The organism is Pelatocladus sp. BLCC-F211 (assembly GCF_041928655.1).
GTDB lineage: Bacteria > Cyanobacteriota > Cyanobacteriia > Cyanobacteriales > Nostocaceae > Pelatocladus.
The window spans coordinates 93679-112105 of the sequence record NZ_JBHFLM010000246.1 but is presented as its reverse complement, the minus strand read 5'-3'; the positions used below and the strand labels follow the sequence as shown (position 1 = coordinate 112105).

Annotated in this window: 20 protein-coding genes, 1 tRNA gene and 1 pseudogene; 10 read left to right on the top strand and 12 right to left on the bottom strand. The window is 37.6% G+C overall.

Annotation, left to right across the window (positions count from 1 at the left end; translation table 11 throughout):
* Nucleotides 1–138 precede the first annotated feature (138 nt).
* The 3 genes and pseudogenes from ACE1AT_RS29905 to ACE1AT_RS29895 all read right to left on the bottom strand — a co-directional run.
* Nucleotides 139–249 (bottom strand): annotated as a pseudogene (locus ACE1AT_RS29905) (DNA mismatch repair protein MutT); the annotation flags it as partial.
* Between the two features lie 8 nt (nucleotides 250–257).
* Entirely contained in the window at nucleotides 258–1460 is a 1203-nt protein-coding gene (locus ACE1AT_RS29900; protein ID WP_374874767.1) for an AAA family ATPase, read from the bottom strand.
* Between the two features lie 252 nt (nucleotides 1461–1712).
* Nucleotides 1713–1853 carry a hypothetical protein gene (locus ACE1AT_RS29895; RefSeq protein ID WP_374874766.1) on the bottom strand — a complete coding sequence of 47 codons (141 nt, stop codon included), beginning with the start codon at nucleotides 1851–1853 and terminating at the stop codon, nucleotides 1713–1715.
* Between the two features lie 497 nt (nucleotides 1854–2350).
* Here ACE1AT_RS29895 and minD point away from each other — a divergent pair, with 497 nt between their 5' ends.
* The 3 genes from minD (at nucleotide 2351) to ACE1AT_RS29880 (ending at nucleotide 4256) form a co-directional block, all read left to right on the top strand.
* Entirely contained in the window at nucleotides 2351–3181 is an 831-nt protein-coding gene (minD, locus tag ACE1AT_RS29890; RefSeq protein ID WP_374874765.1) for a septum site-determining protein MinD, read from the top strand.
* A gap of 143 nt (nucleotides 3182–3324) precedes the next feature.
* Nucleotides 3325–3468, top strand: a complete 144-nt coding sequence (locus tag ACE1AT_RS29885) for a hypothetical protein (RefSeq protein ID WP_374874764.1) — start codon at nucleotides 3325–3327, stop codon at nucleotides 3466–3468.
* Entirely contained in the window at nucleotides 3417–4256 is an 840-nt protein-coding gene (locus ACE1AT_RS29880; RefSeq protein WP_374874763.1) for a hypothetical protein, read from the top strand. Before ACE1AT_RS29885 ends, ACE1AT_RS29880 begins: the two co-directional genes overlap by 52 nt.
* Here ACE1AT_RS29880 and ACE1AT_RS29875 read toward each other — a convergent pair.
* Nucleotides 4237–5064 carry a VWA domain-containing protein gene (locus tag ACE1AT_RS29875; protein ID WP_374874762.1) on the bottom strand — a complete coding sequence of 276 codons (828 nt, stop codon included), beginning with the start codon at nucleotides 5062–5064 and terminating at the stop codon, nucleotides 4237–4239. The two genes, ACE1AT_RS29880 and ACE1AT_RS29875, sit on opposite strands and share 20 nt — an antisense overlap.
* Before the next feature lie 159 nt (nucleotides 5065–5223).
* On the opposite strand from ACE1AT_RS29875, the gene ACE1AT_RS29870 reads away from it, so the two are divergent.
* Entirely contained in the window at nucleotides 5224–5541 is a 318-nt protein-coding gene (locus ACE1AT_RS29870; protein ID WP_016859921.1) for an RNA-binding protein, read from the top strand.
* Between the two features lie 237 nt (nucleotides 5542–5778).
* Entirely contained in the window at nucleotides 5779–5973 is a 195-nt protein-coding gene (gene rpsU, locus ACE1AT_RS29865) for a 30S ribosomal protein S21 (protein ID WP_016859922.1), read from the top strand.
* Between the two features lie 56 nt (nucleotides 5974–6029).
* On the opposite strand, the gene ACE1AT_RS29860 is transcribed toward rpsU, so the two are convergent.
* The 3 genes from ACE1AT_RS29860 to ACE1AT_RS29850 all read right to left on the bottom strand — a co-directional run bounded on the left by ACE1AT_RS29860 (nucleotide 6030) and on the right by ACE1AT_RS29850 (nucleotide 8462).
* Nucleotides 6030–7463 (bottom strand): hypothetical protein, encoded by a 1434-nt coding sequence (locus ACE1AT_RS29860; RefSeq protein ID WP_374874761.1) that lies wholly within the window; start codon nucleotides 7461–7463, stop codon nucleotides 6030–6032.
* Between the two features lie 138 nt (nucleotides 7464–7601).
* Nucleotides 7602–7670 (bottom strand) — tRNA-Lys (locus tag ACE1AT_RS29855).
* A gap of 591 nt (nucleotides 7671–8261) precedes the next feature.
* On the bottom strand, nucleotides 8262–8462 hold the full coding sequence (locus tag ACE1AT_RS29850) for a hypothetical protein (RefSeq protein WP_374874760.1): 201 nt from the start codon (nucleotides 8460–8462) through the stop codon (nucleotides 8262–8264).
* A gap of 664 nt (nucleotides 8463–9126) precedes the next feature.
* On the opposite strand from ACE1AT_RS29850, the gene ACE1AT_RS29845 reads away from it, so the two are divergent.
* Nucleotides 9127–9603, top strand: coding sequence for a response regulator (locus ACE1AT_RS29845; RefSeq protein WP_374874771.1), 477 nt, complete (start codon nucleotides 9127–9129; stop codon nucleotides 9601–9603).
* Between the two features lie 146 nt (nucleotides 9604–9749).
* Here ACE1AT_RS29845 and ACE1AT_RS29840 read toward each other — a convergent pair whose 3' ends face one another.
* The 4 genes from ACE1AT_RS29840 to ACE1AT_RS29825 form a co-directional block, all read right to left on the bottom strand.
* Nucleotides 9750–10154: a DUF2294 domain-containing protein gene (locus ACE1AT_RS29840; RefSeq protein WP_374874759.1), complete on the bottom strand. Its 405-nt coding sequence runs from the start codon at nucleotides 10152–10154 to the stop codon at nucleotides 9750–9752.
* A gap of 455 nt (nucleotides 10155–10609) precedes the next feature.
* The gene (locus tag ACE1AT_RS29835; RefSeq protein ID WP_374874758.1) at nucleotides 10610–11731 is read right to left on the bottom strand and encodes a hybrid sensor histidine kinase/response regulator; all 1122 of its coding nucleotides are present in this window, start codon (nucleotides 11729–11731) and stop codon (nucleotides 10610–10612) included.
* Nucleotides 11732–11871: 140 nt separating this feature from the next.
* Nucleotides 11872–13212 carry a hybrid sensor histidine kinase/response regulator gene (locus tag ACE1AT_RS29830; RefSeq protein ID WP_374874757.1) on the bottom strand — a complete coding sequence of 447 codons (1341 nt, stop codon included), beginning with the start codon at nucleotides 13210–13212 and terminating at the stop codon, nucleotides 11872–11874.
* A gap of 161 nt (nucleotides 13213–13373) precedes the next feature.
* Complete coding sequence (locus tag ACE1AT_RS29825) at nucleotides 13374–13805, bottom strand: response regulator (RefSeq protein WP_374874770.1); 432 nt, start codon at nucleotides 13803–13805, stop codon at nucleotides 13374–13376.
* A 1087-nt stretch (nucleotides 13806–14892) separates the two neighbouring features.
* On the opposite strand from ACE1AT_RS29825, the gene ACE1AT_RS29820 reads away from it, so the two are divergent.
* On the top strand, nucleotides 14893–15612 hold the full coding sequence (locus tag ACE1AT_RS29820; RefSeq protein WP_374874756.1) for a response regulator: 720 nt from the start codon (nucleotides 14893–14895) through the stop codon (nucleotides 15610–15612).
* A gap of 512 nt (nucleotides 15613–16124) precedes the next feature.
* Entirely contained in the window at nucleotides 16125–16400 is a 276-nt protein-coding gene (locus ACE1AT_RS29815; RefSeq protein WP_374874755.1) for a GlsB/YeaQ/YmgE family stress response membrane protein, read from the top strand.
* 177 nt (nucleotides 16401–16577) lie between these two features.
* Here the strand turns inward: ACE1AT_RS29815 and ACE1AT_RS29810 are convergent, their stop codons facing one another.
* The gene (locus tag ACE1AT_RS29810) at nucleotides 16578–16763 is read right to left on the bottom strand and encodes a CsbD family protein (protein ID WP_374874754.1); all 186 of its coding nucleotides are present in this window, start codon (nucleotides 16761–16763) and stop codon (nucleotides 16578–16580) included.
* A gap of 323 nt (nucleotides 16764–17086) precedes the next feature.
* Between ACE1AT_RS29810 and ACE1AT_RS29805 the strand changes: the two genes are divergently transcribed.
* Nucleotides 17087–17986 (top strand): TIGR02587 family membrane protein, encoded by a 900-nt coding sequence (locus tag ACE1AT_RS29805; protein ID WP_374874753.1) that lies wholly within the window; start codon nucleotides 17087–17089, stop codon nucleotides 17984–17986.
* Nucleotides 17983–18381 (top strand): TIGR02588 family protein, encoded by a 399-nt coding sequence (locus tag ACE1AT_RS29800; RefSeq protein ID WP_374874752.1) that lies wholly within the window; start codon nucleotides 17983–17985, stop codon nucleotides 18379–18381. Before ACE1AT_RS29805 ends, ACE1AT_RS29800 begins: the two co-directional genes overlap by 4 nt.
* The last annotated feature ends 46 nt before the right edge of the window (nucleotides 18382–18427 follow it).

Below are 18427 nucleotides of genomic sequence, written 5' to 3'. Positions count from 1 at the left end.
AATTTCAAAGATATTTGTGTGGGGTTAGTAACCGAATTAATGAGAATTAATCGTAATAAACGTAAATATTATCAACAGGGTTTAAGGGCTATGAAGCTTATCGAGTCTATGTTTTAGCTTATTTCGTCGCCCCCTCAGTTCTATATGACCTTTGGGTAAGTCATAACGGTTAGGTTTTAACAGGAGTAAAAAACTCATTTGTGGTTGCGATCGCATGACAAGCACACCACAAGATTTGATTTCACGCATTATCTAATTTAAACAAATAAATGAGTAAATTCATACATCAAATCTACCCTACCTCGACGCAACATCGCAGGATCTAGTCTTTCTGTGGTGTTACAAGTCATCAGTACTACCAACCTTTGCTGCATCTGAATTCCAGAGTCATCAGCAACACTTTGGTACAAAGTACCATCTAGCAAGCTTAAAATATGCTCAGTTTTGTTACTTTGTTGTGCAATTTCACTAGCACGGTCTTGAGCCAAATTGTCTGCCTCATTAATAATAATACAAATTCGCTCTAAGTATGTAGGTGGTACAAAATTTGCGATCGCATCATGATCCAAAATAAAAATTACAAAGCCAAGTGACACCAAAATTTCTTTTGCAAATGCTTGTGTCCATGCAGTTTTACCTGTTCCTGGTTTACCATGTACTAAAACTGCTAATTGATTTTGATTCAAAACCGTCTGCTGAACTATGTCAGTAAAGTTTTGAATATCTTTTGGAAAACTGCGAATCTGAAATTGGCTTTGTACCTTACCTACACGACTTTGATATCCACTCAACATGATTGCTAAATCATAAGTCGCTTTGTTGATTAATGGAGATAAGTTTTTTGACATTAAACTATAGTGTCGTCGTCCCCGATCATAGGGATCAATTTGTAACCAGACATCATCTTTTGACCAGTATGCATAAACAGTATTAATGATATCTAGTCGTTCCCAACTCACAAATTTATTTACAGGAAAATAAAAATTTCTTTCTAAATAATATTGGGTGATAATATCAGGAGTTCCTAATAATTTTAAAACCCGCATCACTGTAATTTCTTGCAGCCGATTGAGAACATAATCAATGGGAATACTGTTACGATTGACAAACTGAGTAATCGGTGTATCTGTATTTAAAACATCCTGGTAACGATAATCAGGTGTTAGTGGATCTGGTGTGATATAGTTCCAGTATTTTTCAACTTCGTAGCGTGTATTTTCGGAAACAATATTTAATAAATTTGCCCACCAAGCATAATTATTGCGTCCCAATGTCTCCGCAATGCTACTCGCCAAATTCAGACTTTTTTGAGTTAACTCCTGTGTATCATGAAACATCAGTTGACCTAAAAACTCCCAATCAAATTCCCGTTGCAAAGGTCGCCAACCACTGGAGAGTAAACTTTGACGGTTGTTATTAACAGGAGAACCTTCATTGTGTCTGAAGTAATCAAATTCCATATTTTCTAAAATGCAATTTTAATGAATTTATATTCAACAGATGCACGTCTTCAAATTATACTTTTTAATAAAATAAACTACTTGCGTGTAAGTCGCCAGAGCAAAGCGTCTATCGCATGGAAAAACTCCACTGGTGAGTTATTACACACTCTTTCAAGGATAGCTACTTTTAAGCCAACCTCCCAGATTCTCAGTAAATTCCTTGCGTCTACGCACCCGCCGCTTATGAGTAACGGTACATTTCCTCTCGTACTATGTATGTAAGCTCTGAACTGTTGGGACACGCAAGCAGTCAATTTGAGATAATTTTTCTACATTACTAAAATAAATATTTGGATTACTGATATTTTGCACCTGTCCAATATCTCGCAGAGAATAAATTCTCTGGCTCATAGTTCAAGCTCTCTGAAACGGACTGAAAGACTTACTCAATCAGCTAATCACATACTTGATAATAAGTTAACTTGTGCTATTTAGACTCGCATCGAAGTTAAGAAAGGATTAATTTAATTAACTTACTTATGTAATATATAATATTACATTAACAATAATCGTGTCAATCCAAAATCCAAAATCGTTTGATGGGCTTTGTCTAAAATCGAAACTTTAGAGTCTGCGATCGCTTTGGCTAAAGCCTGATGTAGAATAACTGAGAAGTCAAATTTAACTTTTAATCATTAATAAACTCGAAATGTCGTCATTTTTACATAAAATCAGGTGTAATAATGAATTTTTCTTGATTTAACACAAGCTCATAAGTAATTACACGTCAGCAATACTTCCTTACAAAGTTTTACAAGTAACATATTTTGCTCCGGTTAGTCTTTAAGTTCTTGGTAGAGATTATAAACAGGGTGCTAGCCCTATGTCCTAAATAGAGCTTTTCTATCATGACTCGCATTATTGTCATTACATCCGGAAAAGGCGGTGTGGGTAAAACCACCATAACAGCCAACTTGGGCATAGCTTTAGCCAAGATGGGTTATCAGGTTGCATTGGTTGATGCTGATTTTGAATTGAGAAATTTGGATTTGCTGCTGGGGCTAGAAAAACGAATAATATACACATTGTTTGATGTTCTGGCTGGTGAATGTCGCTTAGAGCAAGCTTTGGTAAAAGACAAACGCCAACCAGGTTTAACACTTTTACCAGCAGCCAAAAAACGTACCAAAGAATTAGTAACTCCAGAACAGATAAAACCATTATTGAATGAATTAGCACAGAAATATGAATATGTACTAATAGATTGTCCAGCAGGTATTGATGGAGGGTTTCAAACTGCGATCGCAGCTGCAACTGAAGCGTTAGTTATCGCTACACCAGAAATTTCCTCAGTACGTGATGCTAACCGTGTAATTAGCTTACTACAAGCGCAAAAAATTAAACCCATTCAATTAATTGTGAATCGTGTTAGACCTGGAATGGTACGCGATTTAAATATGATGTCTCCAGAAGATGTCCAAGAACTGCTGGGAATTTCGCTTATAGGATCAATTTGTGAAGATGATCGTGTGATCGTTTCTACTAATCATGGTCAGCCTTTAGTATTAGGAAAAAACAAATCGCCTGCTGCAATTGCTATTGATAAGATTGCTCAGAATCTAGGAGGTAAAAAAAATAACAAATCTCTTGATTTTGACTTATCGAATGACAGAATCTTGAATCAAGGTTCTACCATTGATCCAACTACTGAATTTCTAAGTTTATATCCCTATTTTTAGGATCGGGAATTGGGGAAAGGAGAATGGGGAAGGGAGACAAGGGCGAAAAGCTTGTGAGGTTCTGTATTTGCATAAGGAACAAGATTATTGATTTTAACGACTTCAACTTTCAGAATACTGATGTTTATTCTCTGTTGAAAACAATGAAGTCTGCAAATCTTCGCCAAGTTACAGAACCAGACAAGGCGATGGGAAAGCTATCAAAACGCCAAAAACATGCTTTAGCCATAGCTTTGTGGATGGAAAAAAAACCGATCGCACAAATCATATTTTTGCTCGCCGGATAAAGCAGTTGCTATTGCGTGCATTTGTGATTTATAAGCGTCGTCACCAGTTATCGCCAGAGCAATTAAACAAATATCACCTTGATTATAAGAACCGATTAAAGCGGTGTTTAGCTATCATGCCAGAAAGCAAGATTTGTTGGCAAGGAGATAGATTCAATATCAAAATCCCGTTTTACTTGTTTTTATTTTCCGAATTAGTATTTACTGTTTATACTAATCTGGAAAGCGAAAAAACTTTAGAACACCACAAAAGTTTTCAATTAGTTCAGCCGATTGTTAGCAAATCAAATCATCCAATAACTTGGTTTAATTATTATAGCATTTGGGGTAAATTTGTAGAGTGGTTTATTGATATTTCTGGAAAAAACTCCGCGATTGTAGAATTAAAGAAGAGTCTTGGTTATATTAGCTTAATTCCGATTATTATTGATGGTGAAAATATCAAAGTGCGTGGTATTGGTATTGATTACCATGATTTATATCACCTAGAAGTTGCCCAACTAGATAGAATTCAGATGGGTAAAGATTGGGTAAGTGGGATACATGGAATTAATACAGGAGCTTTCCATGATTTCCCAATTGTGGAAGAGTATAATGCTTATTTAGATGAGGCTAGGATTGCAATTCATGAGGGTTTAACTAGACCTACAGCCTTTAGTGTTTTGAAGACATTTTGCTGGTTGATTTTGTTAAGTCTGCATGGTATTAATTCTTTAGCAGTCTTGATCCGTCATTTCAAAAGTTTGAAAAAAAAGCAGGACGATTTGATCAACGCGATCGCACTTTGATGAGATGGTCAAAGAAACCCCGCTTACCCAACCGAGCGATCGCAGCCGCAACTGGTAATCTTGGCATATCTAAAATTTCAGCAGTTTTACTGCGATCTAAATGTCCTATTTGCTGCACAGTTTCCAAGACTTTTTGGTCAAATTCCAAATTAGAGAATTCATTTTGCAATACACCCAGAATTTTCTCAATGACATCTTTGGCATTGCTAACTGCTACACATTGACCACCTGTAATTTGAGCTATTGCCCTAAATGCTTGTTGTGCCAGCATATCACCACTCATACATAATCCATGAATCATAACTTGGTGGTTTTCTGCCGTTGCAGTTACTGACTGGACATCCAACCCGCTAGGACAAGCATCAGGCCAAGCATCACCATTATGATACTTGCGCCTATCAAACATTTTTTCTTGTAGCCATTTGCCAAAACCATGAGGTGGTGCATCACCTACGAGTAAAATGAAACGACAACTGTGCTGACGCCATTTCATTTTTGTACAAGCGTCGTAGACACCGCTATACACTGCTTCTGGCCCATCACCACCACCATCAGCCCTGAGTTGATTGATCACTTTCTGCATTGGCTGCAATTTAGCCGTCAGCGGATAAACACGGGTAACAAAAGAGTTATCTTGTGGCGGATGGTCGCGGTACTCTACCAAACCAATCTGCAAATCAATATTACTATTAGCTGACAGCACCTTGATAGCATTTAGTAATTGTTGCTGTGCTGACTGAATAAAACTACCCATACTGCCAGTTGTATCTACAACAAAGCACAAGTCAACGTAATTAAGAGGTTTCATCGAATTTTAAATATTAATTAATTTGCTTGAATCTTACAAATTTGTGATAAACTATGAACGGAAGTTTAAATTCGGTTGTGCGGTTTGTTTTTATTTGTACTTATATTACAGACTTCTCCGGATCTAAAACTCTACGCCATGTGATTCTGGAGATGTTTTATGTCGATTTACGTTGGTAACCTTTCCTATGAGGTTGAACAAGATGACCTCAAGCAGGTGTTTTCAGAGTATGGAACGGTTAAAAGCGTTCAATTACCTGTAGACCGTGAAACTGGTCGTGTGCGGGGATTCGCCTTTGTAGAAATGGGATCAGAGGCCGAAGAAGCTGCGGCAATTGAAGCGCTTGATACTGCTGAATGGATGGGTCGTAGTCTGAAAGTTAATAAGGCAAGACCAAAATCAGAGGGAGGCTCCTTTGGTGGTGGTGGTGGTAGACGTGGCGGAAACAATGGCGGAGGATACTCCCGTCGTTACTAAGCTTTGAAAACAAAGTTTAACTTTTAAGTCTCTTGGGCAGGCTAGGAGTCTGCCCATTTTTGTTCTCGGTTGACTGGATTGACGAAGCGAAAGTGCATTTGAGTGGCACATTTTCGGTTTTGAGGTAAACAGGAAAACATTGTTGAGTATTCCCTTACTTTTCCCCTCACCAAAAAAGCAAATTAAATGTTTATGGACTGACCGCTATCCAGTACTAATATTTAAGTAGGAGATAGAATGACCCAAATAGTAGTGGGCGAAAACGAAGCACTTGAGTCAGCTTTACGTAGATTTAAACGCCAAGTTTCCAAGGCGGGAATTATGCCTGACTTAAAGAAACATCGTCACTTTGAAACTCCTCTTGAGAAAAACAAGCGGAAAGCTAAAGCGGTTGCTAATTCCCGACGGTATAAGAAACGTTTCCGCTCTTAAATTTAGTATAAACAATACCCAATTAATATCTAGCGGCAATGCCGCTAGACATAAGTTTACTTGTCATCCCGCACAGGTAGTACTGTATCTAAAATCTCCATCAGCAATTCTAGTCGGGATGGACGAGACAACAACGGTACCAAATTTGGCAAAGAGTAGTAGTCTCCCGCGAAAGTGAAGGTGTCCACAGGTATTTGCTTTTCCTTCAAATTGCGTTCAATGTAATCACACCAGCCTCCAACTCTGACAATAATCACATTCGGCATCACTCCCAAATCGCGCTGATAAGCTTGATAAGTAGCAGCAAAGTATGGTTGGGTATTTTCGCCTTCGTCGGTGACGATGATAATTTGTTCTACCACCTGCTTTTTCAGGCGCATGGTTTCTAACCCCGCACCAATACTAGTTCCACCGTTGGGGAAAATATGCTGAAATGCCTTTTCCCAGTCTGATAGTTGACTACCAATAGCTTTAACTGGATAAGCAATGGTGTCGAAAGCATAAACAAACAAGTTTGCTTCAGTAATACCAGAAATCAACGCAGCTATTTGCTTACCGACTTCTAGTGCTACATCCATACTTCCAGACTTATCAACCAACAAAGCTGTCGGTTTGGCAATTTTACCGCGCTTTTTAACTTGTTCGTTGGCGACTTTTTCCAGTCGTGCAGCAGTTTCTGTATCCAGTTGGGTAACATCAGCAGCGACAGTAGCTTTGAACGCAGATATCCTGTCACTCTTAGTCGCTTGTTCTAACTTCCCATCAATCAACGCCTTGACTTCAGAGTGATCCATCGCACCGCGTTGCTTCAGAGATTTGAGGTTGTTAATTACCTCCTGCGGTGACATGGAGTTAATCAACGCCACCAAAACGGTTGGGGTAAGTTGCTTAACTGCACCAATCGCAATAGTGTAAGGAATGTTATGCTCAACAATCAAAGCTGCTTGTGCAGATGTTGTTTCTGCTTTTGCCAACTGTTTGAGAATATAAGCCAAGCTATCTTCTGGCGGTGCATCTTTGAACAGCACCGCATCTGCACGCGTACTTGGTTTAATATGCAAAGTTGCATATAGGTGCTTCATCGCCTTACGTCCCCGTAAAGCAGCGCGATCAAAAAACTGGTGATTGAGTTCTCGCGCGCGTAAATAGCGTTGCACAGCAGTACGTGCAGAACGGGGAACTTTACCACGTTGCTGCTTCATAAAGTCCACTATCCGCGCCACTTGATAAGGTGGAAACTCTTGCAGTAATATAAAACCAGCATCACGATGTGCAGTCACATTGCTTGTCAGCAGATGTCCCAAAAAGACTTCCTTGTGATCGCGGACATCACCGTTGCGTTGATACCATACAGCCAGATGTCCATAAAAAATGGGGTCAAGTTCTATGACTAATTTGTGGAATTCTGCTACCTTCTCCAACTCGCGGTGAGGCGTAGTTAGCAAGCTGTTGAGAAGTTCTAAACGCAAGTCGCGTTCTGCTGTATTCATGGGTACTACCTCCATTAGAAATTTTGGATTTTAGATTTGGGATTTTTTAATTGCAACCAAAATCTAAAACCGTGGAGTGTAGTTGTCACACACTACGAGGTGAATAAAATCACCGCGCAAGTTGAGAAAGCTGTTGGTTTATACACAGGAATTGAACCTGTTACCCATCGGTTAAGATCCGACTGCTCTACCAATTGAGCTAGTATGTAAGCTTTTTCTGTGAGGGCGCGGTGACAACTACTGTTATAATTGCAAGAAATCTAGATGTCAAATTATACATTTAGATTTAGTATTGAAATTGCCGCACAAGTAGAGGAAGCATAAGCCAAATGTGCAATATGATTCCACTGACATCGTGGGAAGGTGCTATTTTGGAATGCAATTACAAGATTTTCGATTTCATGAATTGTCTGATATTTGCCGTTTTCATGACTCATTATTGATGATTTAATTGTTAAATTTATAAGTCACTCCACGCAAGTTGAAAAAGCTGTTTGTTCATACGTAGGATTTGAACCTACATTATCCTGAGCTTCAATCAAGCGCCTGTACCTATTTGGCTAGTATGTAAGCTTTTCCTGTTAGGGCGCAGAGTGAATTATTTGGTTTTCCACACAAGTTAGCAAAGCCATTCACATGTTTTTGCCTATACCTATTCGGCTACACCTCCACTCAATGGAGGTAGTAGGGATCGTAGACGCCTGTAAGGGCGGCTTCCCGTAGGGTACCTACAAACTTCTTGCGAAGTTGATTGTATGTAAGCTTCACTTGTTAGGATGCGGAACAAAAATTTATTTTTTATCCGTAAACTGCTTCTGGTCTTACTATTAAATCTCCACTTGGTCTACGATCAATTACGTAAGATTCAAAGCGGTTTAGTTGTACATCAAAATGTTGGGCCAGTCGCTGCTTAATAGCTGTGTCATTCATGTTAGTTATTAAGCCTAGTTGCGACTCACTCACATCATAGGAACGACCTTCAAAGCGAATATGAACCATATTACAACCTCCTTTGTATATATCTTTGGGAGGTAAACTCTTTAGTGTTTGTTTAACTTGTTTGTTGTTATCTATATACTACTTGTATACTACAAAAACTGTCAAGGGGTAAAAGAAATTTTTTTTACTTTGCAATTTGATGTCCTGTAGTCAGCCCAAAAATCAGTAGAGACGCTATGGTTATCAAGTCTCGACAAAATTTTCTGATATGTTGCGCTAGTTTAATTTTGCATCTGAGCGATCGCCACACAAATAGACATACAAAGTATTTATACTTATAAAATTAGTATTTTTTATATAAGAAAAAGTGTCCTAAATATATTGACAATTCTTATTTTGTAAATCTAATAGGTGAGATATAACTAAGATTTGCCCAATCCATAGTTTTTATATTGGTTCAACCGCAACATTAGAGAAGTTTTATGAAAAAAAACTTAAATATATTAAGTACTTATAATTTATTTGCTAAATATTTTCTTTATTTTGTTTATAATCATAAGGTATAGCTACATTCTTTCAGCTTGATATACTTTTTCCTCTATATAGTTTGTTGCGTAGGGCAAAAAGCATCGACTTGATAAGGTTGATAAACGAGCCAGTCTTGAATGAGCGTTGTTCAACCGCTCTGGGAATGCCTCGTCAGTTCGTTCAGGAGGAACGACGAATGCACATGAGATTGCCTGGAGAAGGAATGAAACTGGCACAAGTGTTTATGGCTGACGAAAATAAACAAATCTTCCAACCCCCATTGATATTGGTGGTGGAAGACAATGATGACAACCTGCTGTTGATGAGCTATGCTTTGGAGTCATTTGGCTGTAGGCTGATTTGTCAAACTGATAGTTCGACAACAGTATTGGTAGCTAAAGAGTATCAACCAGATTTGATACTACTAGATGTTCTGTTACCTACAATTAATGGTATCGATGTAGTACAGAGCTTAAAACAAGAACCGTTAACACATGATATAAATGTTGTTGCGGTGACAGCTTTAGCTAGTCTAGAGGATAGAGAGCGTATTCTCAGGGCTGGCTTTGATGATTACATCAGTAAGCCTTACATGATTGAAGACCTAGAAAATATAGTTTCCCGTCATCTTAGAGGCAAATTAAAACAGAGTTCAGTTATGGACTTGTGTTAATACCAGAATAAGTACAGCTTTGCATTAATTCGTAGCTTTTTTTAACACAGAGGGACGCGAAGTCAACGCAGAGGGGCGCAGAGTCTTTCCAAATTTTATTCGCTACGAATTTGTGAAATTGTGTACTAAGTTGGTTAATTTGTTTCTTAAGAGGCCTTCTTCTTCATTTTGGAGCTAGAAACAGAATTACGAAAATCAGGTACTTCGGATAAAATAACAATAATTCCTGAACGTCCAGTTTCTAGAGTAGCATCACTCAGGATCTCTACTACAGAGACATGCAAAATTTCCTCAATTAATTCTTTTAATTGGGGTTGAATAGCTTCATCTAAATCTGAACGAACTTGTTCAGCTAGTTCTTGTCTACCAGTTTGAGCCAACAACTGTTCTGGTGGTGTAATAGAATCTTCAATTACAACCACTAGATTTTGCTCTGAAAGGCGAGAGGTTACTTTGCTAGGCTGATGTCCGAGTTGTTCACGATATACAGCCTGTATACGTTGTGCTAAAGTGCGTTCTACTTGACCACGAGTTGGAATTGATTCTGTCATATATTTTTGATCAGTAAAGATATAGACCACTAGTAATAAGTCAACAAGTACAGCAATTAATCAAGTGTCAAGAGTCATCAGTCATTTGTTATTTGTGAGTAGTTAAAAACCGAAGAATAACAAGCAACTAACGAGTAAAAATAGACTCTTAGTGATGAATTAATACCTCACTTTTTGAGTTATCACCAGCAGTGTAACCTAAAAAAATCATTGATGTAGATTGACTTATAGATAATTCATGAGCTTGCTGTATTAAAGAATAAGGGCAAAGTTTTTTTAGATCACCATCCTAATGAAGTATTTTCGCTAAAAAAAAGTTAGCAGTAAATTGTCTGAAAGGAATATATATTAGGACTCCGGTTTGATTTGTGAAAATCTAAATATCCAGAACCTCAACTTCTTGTAGAAGTCGGGGTTCTTGTTGTTTACGAATGATTTAGGAATGCTATGTCTATTTATTTTCTTGGTAAATGTACTGTAAAAACACTACCTTTACCCAATTTGGAAGCGGCTTCGATTGTTCCTCCGTGAAACTCAACAATGCGACGTGATAGATGTAATCCCAAACCACTACCAGCGCGTTTGTTTTTACCTTGGCGAAATCGTTCAAATAGTGTGGGTAAATCATCGGCAGAAATTCCATATCCGGTGTCTTCTACTTCGATGTTGATTTGTCCTTTGTCCATAGAAGATGGAGGAGTGGTGGAAATCCGAACGTTTATACTCCCTGTATCTGTAAATTTAATCGCATTTCCCACTAAATTACTGATTACTCGTCGTAGTTCTAGCCGATCGCCTAAAACAATACAATCATTTTGACTTTGTTGATCTAATTGGCTCACATCTACTTTGAGGAGTATTTCTTTTTCATCTGCGAGTGGATTTAATTCTTGAACCACTTCTGCTGCAATTTCACAAACATCACAGCTTTCAAATTGCATTGTCTTTTTACCTGCTTCCAGGCGATGGACTTCTAGCAATGTGTTAACCATGTCCAACAAGTTTTGGTTACTGCGAATCATTGCTGTAATTGCTTGTTTCATGTCTGGCGAAATTTTGCAGAATCTTTCCTGCTCAAACAAATTCAGCATTCTGTCAGCAGCAACTAAAGGAGTCCGTAAGTCATGAGTTAAACGTGAAACAAAGTCTTCCTGCTGGCTAAATAATTTTTTTTGTTCATCAAGACTATGCTTAAGTCGTAGTAGCGATCGCACTCTCGCCAATAGTTCATCTTGATCAAATGGTTTGCGGATAAAGTCGTCTGCACCTGCATCCAAACCTTCCACAACACTGACATCATGAAAGGCTGTTAGTAACAGGATTGGTATATAATCTAGAAAAGGGTGATTACGGATACGTCGTGTGACTTCATAGCCATCTAATCCTGGCATCATCACATCTAGTAAAATCAAATCTGGCGGAGATTCTTCAACTTGCTTTAAGGCAGTTACACCATCTGACACTAAATCAACTTCATACCCCTCAATTTCTAAGATTGTCTGTAGTAAAAATAGATTGTCAGGAGTATCATCAACAGCAAGAATTTTTTCTACTTTCTTATCTATATTTGAATACATATTATATTTATAAATAATATATTCTTGTAGTCATTTGTCATTTGTTGTTTGTTGTTTGAAGCAACCAAATATATACCAACTACTGACTACTAACTACTAACTACTAATCTATGACCAATGACCAATAATCAAGACTAAAATTACATTCCTCTTTCTCTTGGTACTGGTTGCCCTTGCTCCTGTGGCAAATGGAATATATCTGAGTGTTTACTTAAAGTCTTTTTTGACGGTAATACCTGAGAAATTTTTGATGCTCCATCTTGATTTTGTTGCTTAGATAATGAAACTTGACGTGGTATTGTGACCCGAAACACGGAACCTTGATTCAATTGGCTTTCGATACTGATTTTGCCCCCCATCATTTGGACTAGTGCATCTACAATTGGCAAACCGAGACCTGTACCAGGATATTTACGAGTTAGACTCTGGTCAAGTTGTCGGAAAGCTTCAAAAATATATTTTAAATCTGAGGGAGCAATACCAATACCTGTATCCCAAACTGCAATTTCTATTTGATGATCTGGCAGTTCTTTTACATCTACGCCGATACTACCTGATTCTGTAAATTTAATCGCATTCGAGAGCAGATTCATTAAAATTTGTCGCAAACGAACAGGGTCATTAAATACCATACTATTTTGTAAGTTATTTTGAACCTGTACAGCAAGTTTTTTTGCCTCTGCTAAAGAAAATGTTTCAGCGACAGTTGCTTTAACTACCTGTGATAAATCGAATATTTCTGCTTTGAGGCTTAATCGACCAGTTTCCAGTTTGGAAAAATCAAGAACTTCATTTAATAACATTAACAAATGCTTGCCATTATTGAGGATGCGTTCCACCATATCTCTTTGTTGAGGTGACAAGTCGCCGCATTTGGGGCGTAGTAATAGTTGTGAGAAGCCAATAATAGCATTCATCGGTGTCCGCAGTTCATGAGACATGGTCGCTAAAAACTGGGATTTGAGCAGTGATGCTTCTCTTAACTTGATGTTTTGTAGTTCTATTTGTTGTTGTTGGACTTTCAATTCTTGATTTTTACGAATTAGCAATTCATTACTTTCTCGAAGTTGCTGGTTAACCAAAGCTACTTGCATTTCTGCTCGGTAGACTCGAATAGCATTGCGTAAAACTTGCGTTAATGTTACTGGTGAGACTCTTGACTTGGAGAGATAGTCTACAGCACCAGCTTTCATCAACTCGACGGCTATTTGTTCGTCCCCTTGGGCGGTAAGGACTACCAAAGGCACTTTTATGTTACGAGAACGTATATCGTTGATCAAGGTCAAACCATCTTGATCTGGCAAGCGATAATCGAGAAAAACGCAGTCAAAAGAATTATCCTGCAAATGAGCGATCGCACTTTTAGCATCATCGGCTTCAAGTAGTTGTATACTTATCCCAGCTGCTTTCAAAGCCCGCCGGACTGCCATGCGGTCTACTTCATCATCATCTACAACTAATACTTTCAGCGTTTCTTCCATCGCTTTTCATTATTGCTCTTATATACAGCTTCTCGTATAACATTGAAGTTTTCTAGCCATGCCATTTAGATACTTTTTTTAGTTAATGGTTAGTGGTTAGTGGTTAGTTATGAGGTACTAACTATTTTCAATTGACATTTGACACTTGACACTTGACTAAATTAAGGCATTTCACATATAGTCCAATACCTATTGAGTGTTGTCATGAGTTCAATAAAATTATTAAATGTCACAGGCTTAACCAGATAACCAGCAACATTCAAATTATATGCCTCTACTCTGTCCTTATCTTGATTAGAAGTTGTCATTACCACCACGGGAGTGAGTCTGAGTTGTGGATCAGAGCGTAATTCTTGGAGAAATTCGATCCCTCCCATTTTAGGCATATTCAAATCTAGCAATATCAAACGTCGATCATTAGGAACTTTAGGAGGTTCGCCATTACTACTACGTAGCATTGCTAGGGCTTCTATACCATTAGTGGCAATGTGTAATGGATTAGTAATATTGACTTTTTTGAATGCCCGTTTGACATTCATGACATCAACCTCATCATCCTCCACTAGCAGTATGTTAATCACTCTTGGCGCCATCACTTGGTAAAATTGAATTATTTGTATCCTAAATTCACTCTTGTGACTAGAGTAACAGAGTAGGACTGATGGCTAATTATTAAAAATGTTAATACTTCTTAAAATTTAGCAATCAGCAAAAATTTAAATTCCCAAATACATCTCTACCCATAGAAAAGTAAGCTGTTACGCTTTAATTTTTCACACCATTACTAGCCATAATGCTTACTGTAATTAGATTTATGAATTTTGAATTGCTTACCTGCCTTTCCCTCCAGTTATCACTTAGAAGTAGAACAAATCTAAATCAAAACTATTAGTAAAAAAATACTCCGCAGACCATTTCAACCCAATTGTAGATTGACTGGTTGAATAACGTCTTCAGCCATTGGTCAGAGTTGCAATAAAGTTTTGCTATGAAACGAAAAGCTTAACATCGTTATTCTTTCGCTTGCTTGGGCTAAGTAAAGTAGAAGGTAGTAGCTGCACCAAGCTGATAGTCTAAGGCAAAGCGGTGTTTCTTGTGTTTGAAATATCACATAAACACAGCTTCGGTTGCTGCCAAAGCGTGGCTGGGGTGTTCAGAATCGCCATCCGCATCCTTGGGACATAGGCAAAAATCGTTCTTTCCAATGCCCAATTCCCGTAAAACTCCCAGACTTTAGTCGGGGATGAGCTTAAAAGTTGTGCGATCGCATTCTGTTACAACTATCGACTTGGGTTAATACTATAAATTTATTTAGAATAATTTCTCATCACTACAGCACATATTAAGTGCTTGTAAATTTATAATAAATTTATTGCTTAACATTCTTGTCTAACATAATTCTTGCTTGCTACTTTTACACCGACAAATTGATTAGTTAGCAATCCACAGTAGCGCTCAAATATAGCTTAGGTCAATATTCCACAGTCATTTCTGATTTAGCCATATATCTTTGGCTATATTTTAATCTAGCACGTGAGTAACAAACGTGGAAATGACTATCTCTATTGGTGGATGCAAATTTCTTAAAAAATCATCTATCTTAGGTTTTGGAAAATACAAAAAACAAATCACTAAATGTCGGCCTACGACAGATGGAATTAGTAGAGAGTATAAGTAGCAATGAGCGAAATTAGTATTGTTTTAATTGAAGACCATGACCTGACAAGAATGGGACTAAAAGCAGCATTACAGAGCGACAGTACAGTTAGAGTAATCGGTGAAGCTGCAAATGCTACTAAGGGTCTGAAACTTTTGGAAAGTGCCAAGCCGGATGTCGCTGTGGTAGATATAGGCTTGCCAGATATGGATGGTGTTGAACTCACTCGCAGATTTAGACAGTGGCAAACTGAGACAGGAGATTTGACAACTAAAATCCTCATCCTGACAATGGAACACTCAGAGGATACAGTACTTGCTGCTTTTGCTGCTGGTGCTGATTCTTACTATATGAAAGATACAAGCATCGAGAGATTAACAGAAGCAATCCAAGCAACATACGAAGGTAATTCCTGGATTGATCCGGCGATCGCCAACGTCGTATTACAACAAATGCGACAAGTTTTTCCTGAAAATCAGTCCGTTGATAAGCCTAAGACTGTAAAAATAGATGCTCTAGCACCAGAATACGAACAAGTATTAGAAACTTATCCTTTAACTCAGCGAGAATTAGAAATTCTTGAGTTAATTGTCGCCGGATGTAGTAATGGGCAAATCGCTGAAAAACTTTATATTACAGTTGGGACTGTTAAAACCCACGTTCGCAATATCTTAAACAAACTCTGTGCTGATGACCGTACCCAAGCTGCTGTTCGCGCCCTGCGTTCAGGGTTAGTAGTGTGAATGAAACCGCGCTATACCTTCAAGGTTTAGCGCAGTCCTCCTATTATATCTGTTCATCTTTTTTTTGAAGCAAATAAATTTGCTAAGTGATCTCTTTATTGAATTATTTAGTCAAATTTATTTTTATTTATAAAAATTCAAAATATAACGAGTTTAAAACAAAAGTTACAATACATGACACTACTCAATGTGATGCATGACCTTTAACATTTTGAAATTATTACATTGAACTCAAGAGTAGCTCAAAATTTTATATCACTGTTACTTAGGCTAAATTTAACGCTTTTACTCAATTTTAAGACTATGTAGACACACTTTTGCTCGCATTTATACCGATAAGCTCTTAGCAAAAAATACTAATATTTTATTCGTAGGTTTATCTTACTAATTGATTTATATGAATTATTATGTATAGTTTATCTCTTGCGATAGAGTTTCAACTGAACTTGAGATAGAAAAGTTGAGAGTTAATAATCGTTATACTAGAAATAAATACTTGAGGAATAGTGGTTATGATCAATCTTATTGCTTGGATAATTTTAGGTCTTATAGCGGGAGCCATTGCCAAAGCAATCTACCCTGGACGTCAAGGTGGTGGAATAATTGCAACAATGCTGTTAGGTATCATAGGTTCATTAATTGGAGGAAGCTTATTTAATTTATTAAATACGGGTAATTTGGCACTTACAACAGCAACTTTCAGTATTCCAGGTTTAATTGTTGCCATCATTGGTGCAATAGTTGCTATTTTTATCTGGAGTTTGATTACACGGAGAAGTGCTGTTTAGGATAGTCTTGCGTATGTGTATATTAACTATGGTTAGAGCCAACTTAATTAGGTGCTAACCTTTTTTCATAACTGAATTTATTTAAACTTTATCGAAAAATTTAAATGCTATCAGAACCCCGACTTATTAAAGAAGTTGGGGTTCTTGTTGCTATAGAGCATTCAGAGATTTAATCTCTTACGAATCTAAAGACTTTTTTACATCATCTTTGATATTTTCAACAGTATGGCGCAGATTTGCTTCTGCTTGCTTTGCTTGACCTTCAGCTTTATCCTGGGGGTTTCCAGTTACTTCACCTACTAATTCTTGAACTTTTCCTTCAATGTTTTTAGCAGTTGCTTCTACTCTGTTTTCGATACTCATAATTTATTTTGAATTTGATGATTTATTTACATAAAAATGGTATTATTAATTTTCTTGGCAAACATCGATCTGGAGATATATATTTGTATATACAAATAACCAAAAGATAGATTTTTGATAATAAAATTAAGACTAAATTATAAACCTGAAAGCTAATATATTACCTAATACCAATTTAATATGAAGACGCATACAAAGACCCCTCCCCGCAAGCGGGGAGGGGTTAGGGGAGGGGTAAAATTCTATGCAGCTTCACGAAGAATTGATATAAGACAGATGAGCAGACACAAAAGACTATGAACAAGCCTTACAGATAAAAAATAATGGGTGTAAGAAATAAACATAAAAAAAATATATGGACACATGAAATCAACGATATTGTTAGAGGAATGTGTGGTGGCTTTTTATTTGGCACTCCGTTACTTTATACGATGGAAGTTTGGTGGATTGGATCTATTGCTAAACCGTCGATGGTGATGTTAGCGATCGCACTGACTTTTATAGTGGTTTTCTTACTCAACCGTACAGAAGGCTTTCGCAAACGTAGACATGGTACTCGACCTTACGAAGCACTCACAGATACTGTAGAAGCAATAGCGATTGGAATTGCCTGTTCTGCATTGATACTGCTGTTATTACAAGAACTGACATCAGAAACTTCCCTCAGAGAAATTCTCGGCAAAATTGTATTTGAAAGCGTACCATTTACTCTTGGCGTGGCACTAGCCAATCAATTTTTAGGAGACACTCGCGGCGAAATTAATTCAGACAGACAAACAAAATCTCAGGAAAACAAACTTACTGGGAATTATATATCTGATGAATTATATGCCACCTTTGCAGATATTGGTGCCACTATAATTGGTGCGATCGTCATCGCATTTAACATCGCCCCTACAGATGAAATTCCCATGTTAGCGGCGGCGGTTTCACCACCGCGACTGATAGCAATTATTGCTGTATCCTTGCTAATTTCCTATGCAATTGTATTTGAAGCTGGCTTTTCGGATCAGCGAAAACGCAAACAGCAACGAGGTCTTTTCCAAAGACCAATCAGTGAAACAATCATGTCTTATTTAGTATCACTAATAGCAGCAGCTTTTATGCTGTGGTTTTTTCAAAAATTGACTATTAATGATCCGTGGAGAATGTGGTTGGAATACACATTACTATTAGGATTACCTGGAACAATTGGTGGCGCTGCTGGTAGATTGGCTATATGAACACAGAACAAGAACAACCAAAGCGTTCTGCTGCGGAATGGGTTACTTTAAGTATTTCTTTATTAATCCTGGCTGTGATTGTAAGCTTAGTCGCTTACATATGGATAAACGAAAAAGATCAACCCCCCGTTCTTTCTGTCAGTAACAAACAGAAAATTTGGGAAGCTGATGGACAATTTTATGTTCCGTTTGAAATTGTCAATACAGGTGGAGAGACAGCCGAGTCAGTACAACTGATAGCTGAGTTAGAAATCCAAGGGAAAGTCACCCAAAGCGGAGAACAACAAATAGACTTTTTATCTCGTGGTGAAAAAGAAGAAGGAGCATTTGTCTTTAACGAAGACCCCCGCAAAGGTCAGTTAACTATTCGAGTTGGTAGTTATAAATCACCTTAACAACTCGTTGTGCTTTATATTTTTTTAGTCATTGGTCATTTGTCAT

What these genes read in the sequence shown, in the direction of transcription:
- ACE1AT_RS29900 (WP_374874767.1), bottom strand. Translation starts at nt 1,460, where the DNA reads ATGGAATTTGATTACTTCAGACACAATGAAGGTTCTCCTGTTAATAAC.
- ACE1AT_RS29895 (WP_374874766.1), bottom strand. Translation starts at nt 1,853, where the DNA reads ATGAGCCAGAGAATTTATTCTCTGCGAGATATTGGACAGGTGCAAAAT.
- minD (WP_374874765.1), top strand. Translation starts at nt 2,351, where the DNA reads ATGACTCGCATTATTGTCATTACATCCGGAAAAGGCGGTGTGGGTAAA.
- ACE1AT_RS29885 (WP_374874764.1), top strand. Translation starts at nt 3,325, where the DNA reads ATGAAGTCTGCAAATCTTCGCCAAGTTACAGAACCAGACAAGGCGATG.
- ACE1AT_RS29875 (WP_374874762.1), bottom strand. Translation starts at nt 5,064, where the DNA reads ATGAAACCTCTTAATTACGTTGACTTGTGCTTTGTTGTAGATACAACT.
- ACE1AT_RS29870 (WP_016859921.1), top strand. Translation starts at nt 5,224, where the DNA reads ATGTCGATTTACGTTGGTAACCTTTCCTATGAGGTTGAACAAGATGAC.
- rpsU (WP_016859922.1), top strand. Translation starts at nt 5,779, where the DNA reads ATGACCCAAATAGTAGTGGGCGAAAACGAAGCACTTGAGTCAGCTTTA.
- ACE1AT_RS29860 (WP_374874761.1), bottom strand. Translation starts at nt 7,463, where the DNA reads ATGAATACAGCAGAACGCGACTTGCGTTTAGAACTTCTCAACAGCTTG.
- ACE1AT_RS29850 (WP_374874760.1), bottom strand. Translation starts at nt 8,462, where the DNA reads ATGGTTCATATTCGCTTTGAAGGTCGTTCCTATGATGTGAGTGAGTCG.
- ACE1AT_RS29845 (WP_374874771.1), top strand. Translation starts at nt 9,127, where the DNA reads ATGCACATGAGATTGCCTGGAGAAGGAATGAAACTGGCACAAGTGTTT.
- ACE1AT_RS29840 (WP_374874759.1), bottom strand. Translation starts at nt 10,154, where the DNA reads ATGACAGAATCAATTCCAACTCGTGGTCAAGTAGAACGCACTTTAGCA.
- ACE1AT_RS29835 (WP_374874758.1), bottom strand. Translation starts at nt 11,731, where the DNA reads ATGTATTCAAATATAGATAAGAAAGTAGAAAAAATTCTTGCTGTTGAT.
- ACE1AT_RS29830 (WP_374874757.1), bottom strand. Translation starts at nt 13,212, where the DNA reads ATGGAAGAAACGCTGAAAGTATTAGTTGTAGATGATGATGAAGTAGAC.
- ACE1AT_RS29825 (WP_374874770.1), bottom strand. Translation starts at nt 13,805, where the DNA reads ATGGCGCCAAGAGTGATTAACATACTGCTAGTGGAGGATGATGAGGTT.
- ACE1AT_RS29820 (WP_374874756.1), top strand. Translation starts at nt 14,893, where the DNA reads ATGAGCGAAATTAGTATTGTTTTAATTGAAGACCATGACCTGACAAGA.
- ACE1AT_RS29815 (WP_374874755.1), top strand. Translation starts at nt 16,125, where the DNA reads ATGATCAATCTTATTGCTTGGATAATTTTAGGTCTTATAGCGGGAGCC.
- ACE1AT_RS29810 (WP_374874754.1), bottom strand. Translation starts at nt 16,763, where the DNA reads ATGAGTATCGAAAACAGAGTAGAAGCAACTGCTAAAAACATTGAAGGA.
- ACE1AT_RS29805 (WP_374874753.1), top strand. Translation starts at nt 17,087, where the DNA reads ATGGGTGTAAGAAATAAACATAAAAAAAATATATGGACACATGAAATC.
- ACE1AT_RS29800 (WP_374874752.1), top strand. Translation starts at nt 17,983, where the DNA reads ATGAACACAGAACAAGAACAACCAAAGCGTTCTGCTGCGGAATGGGTT.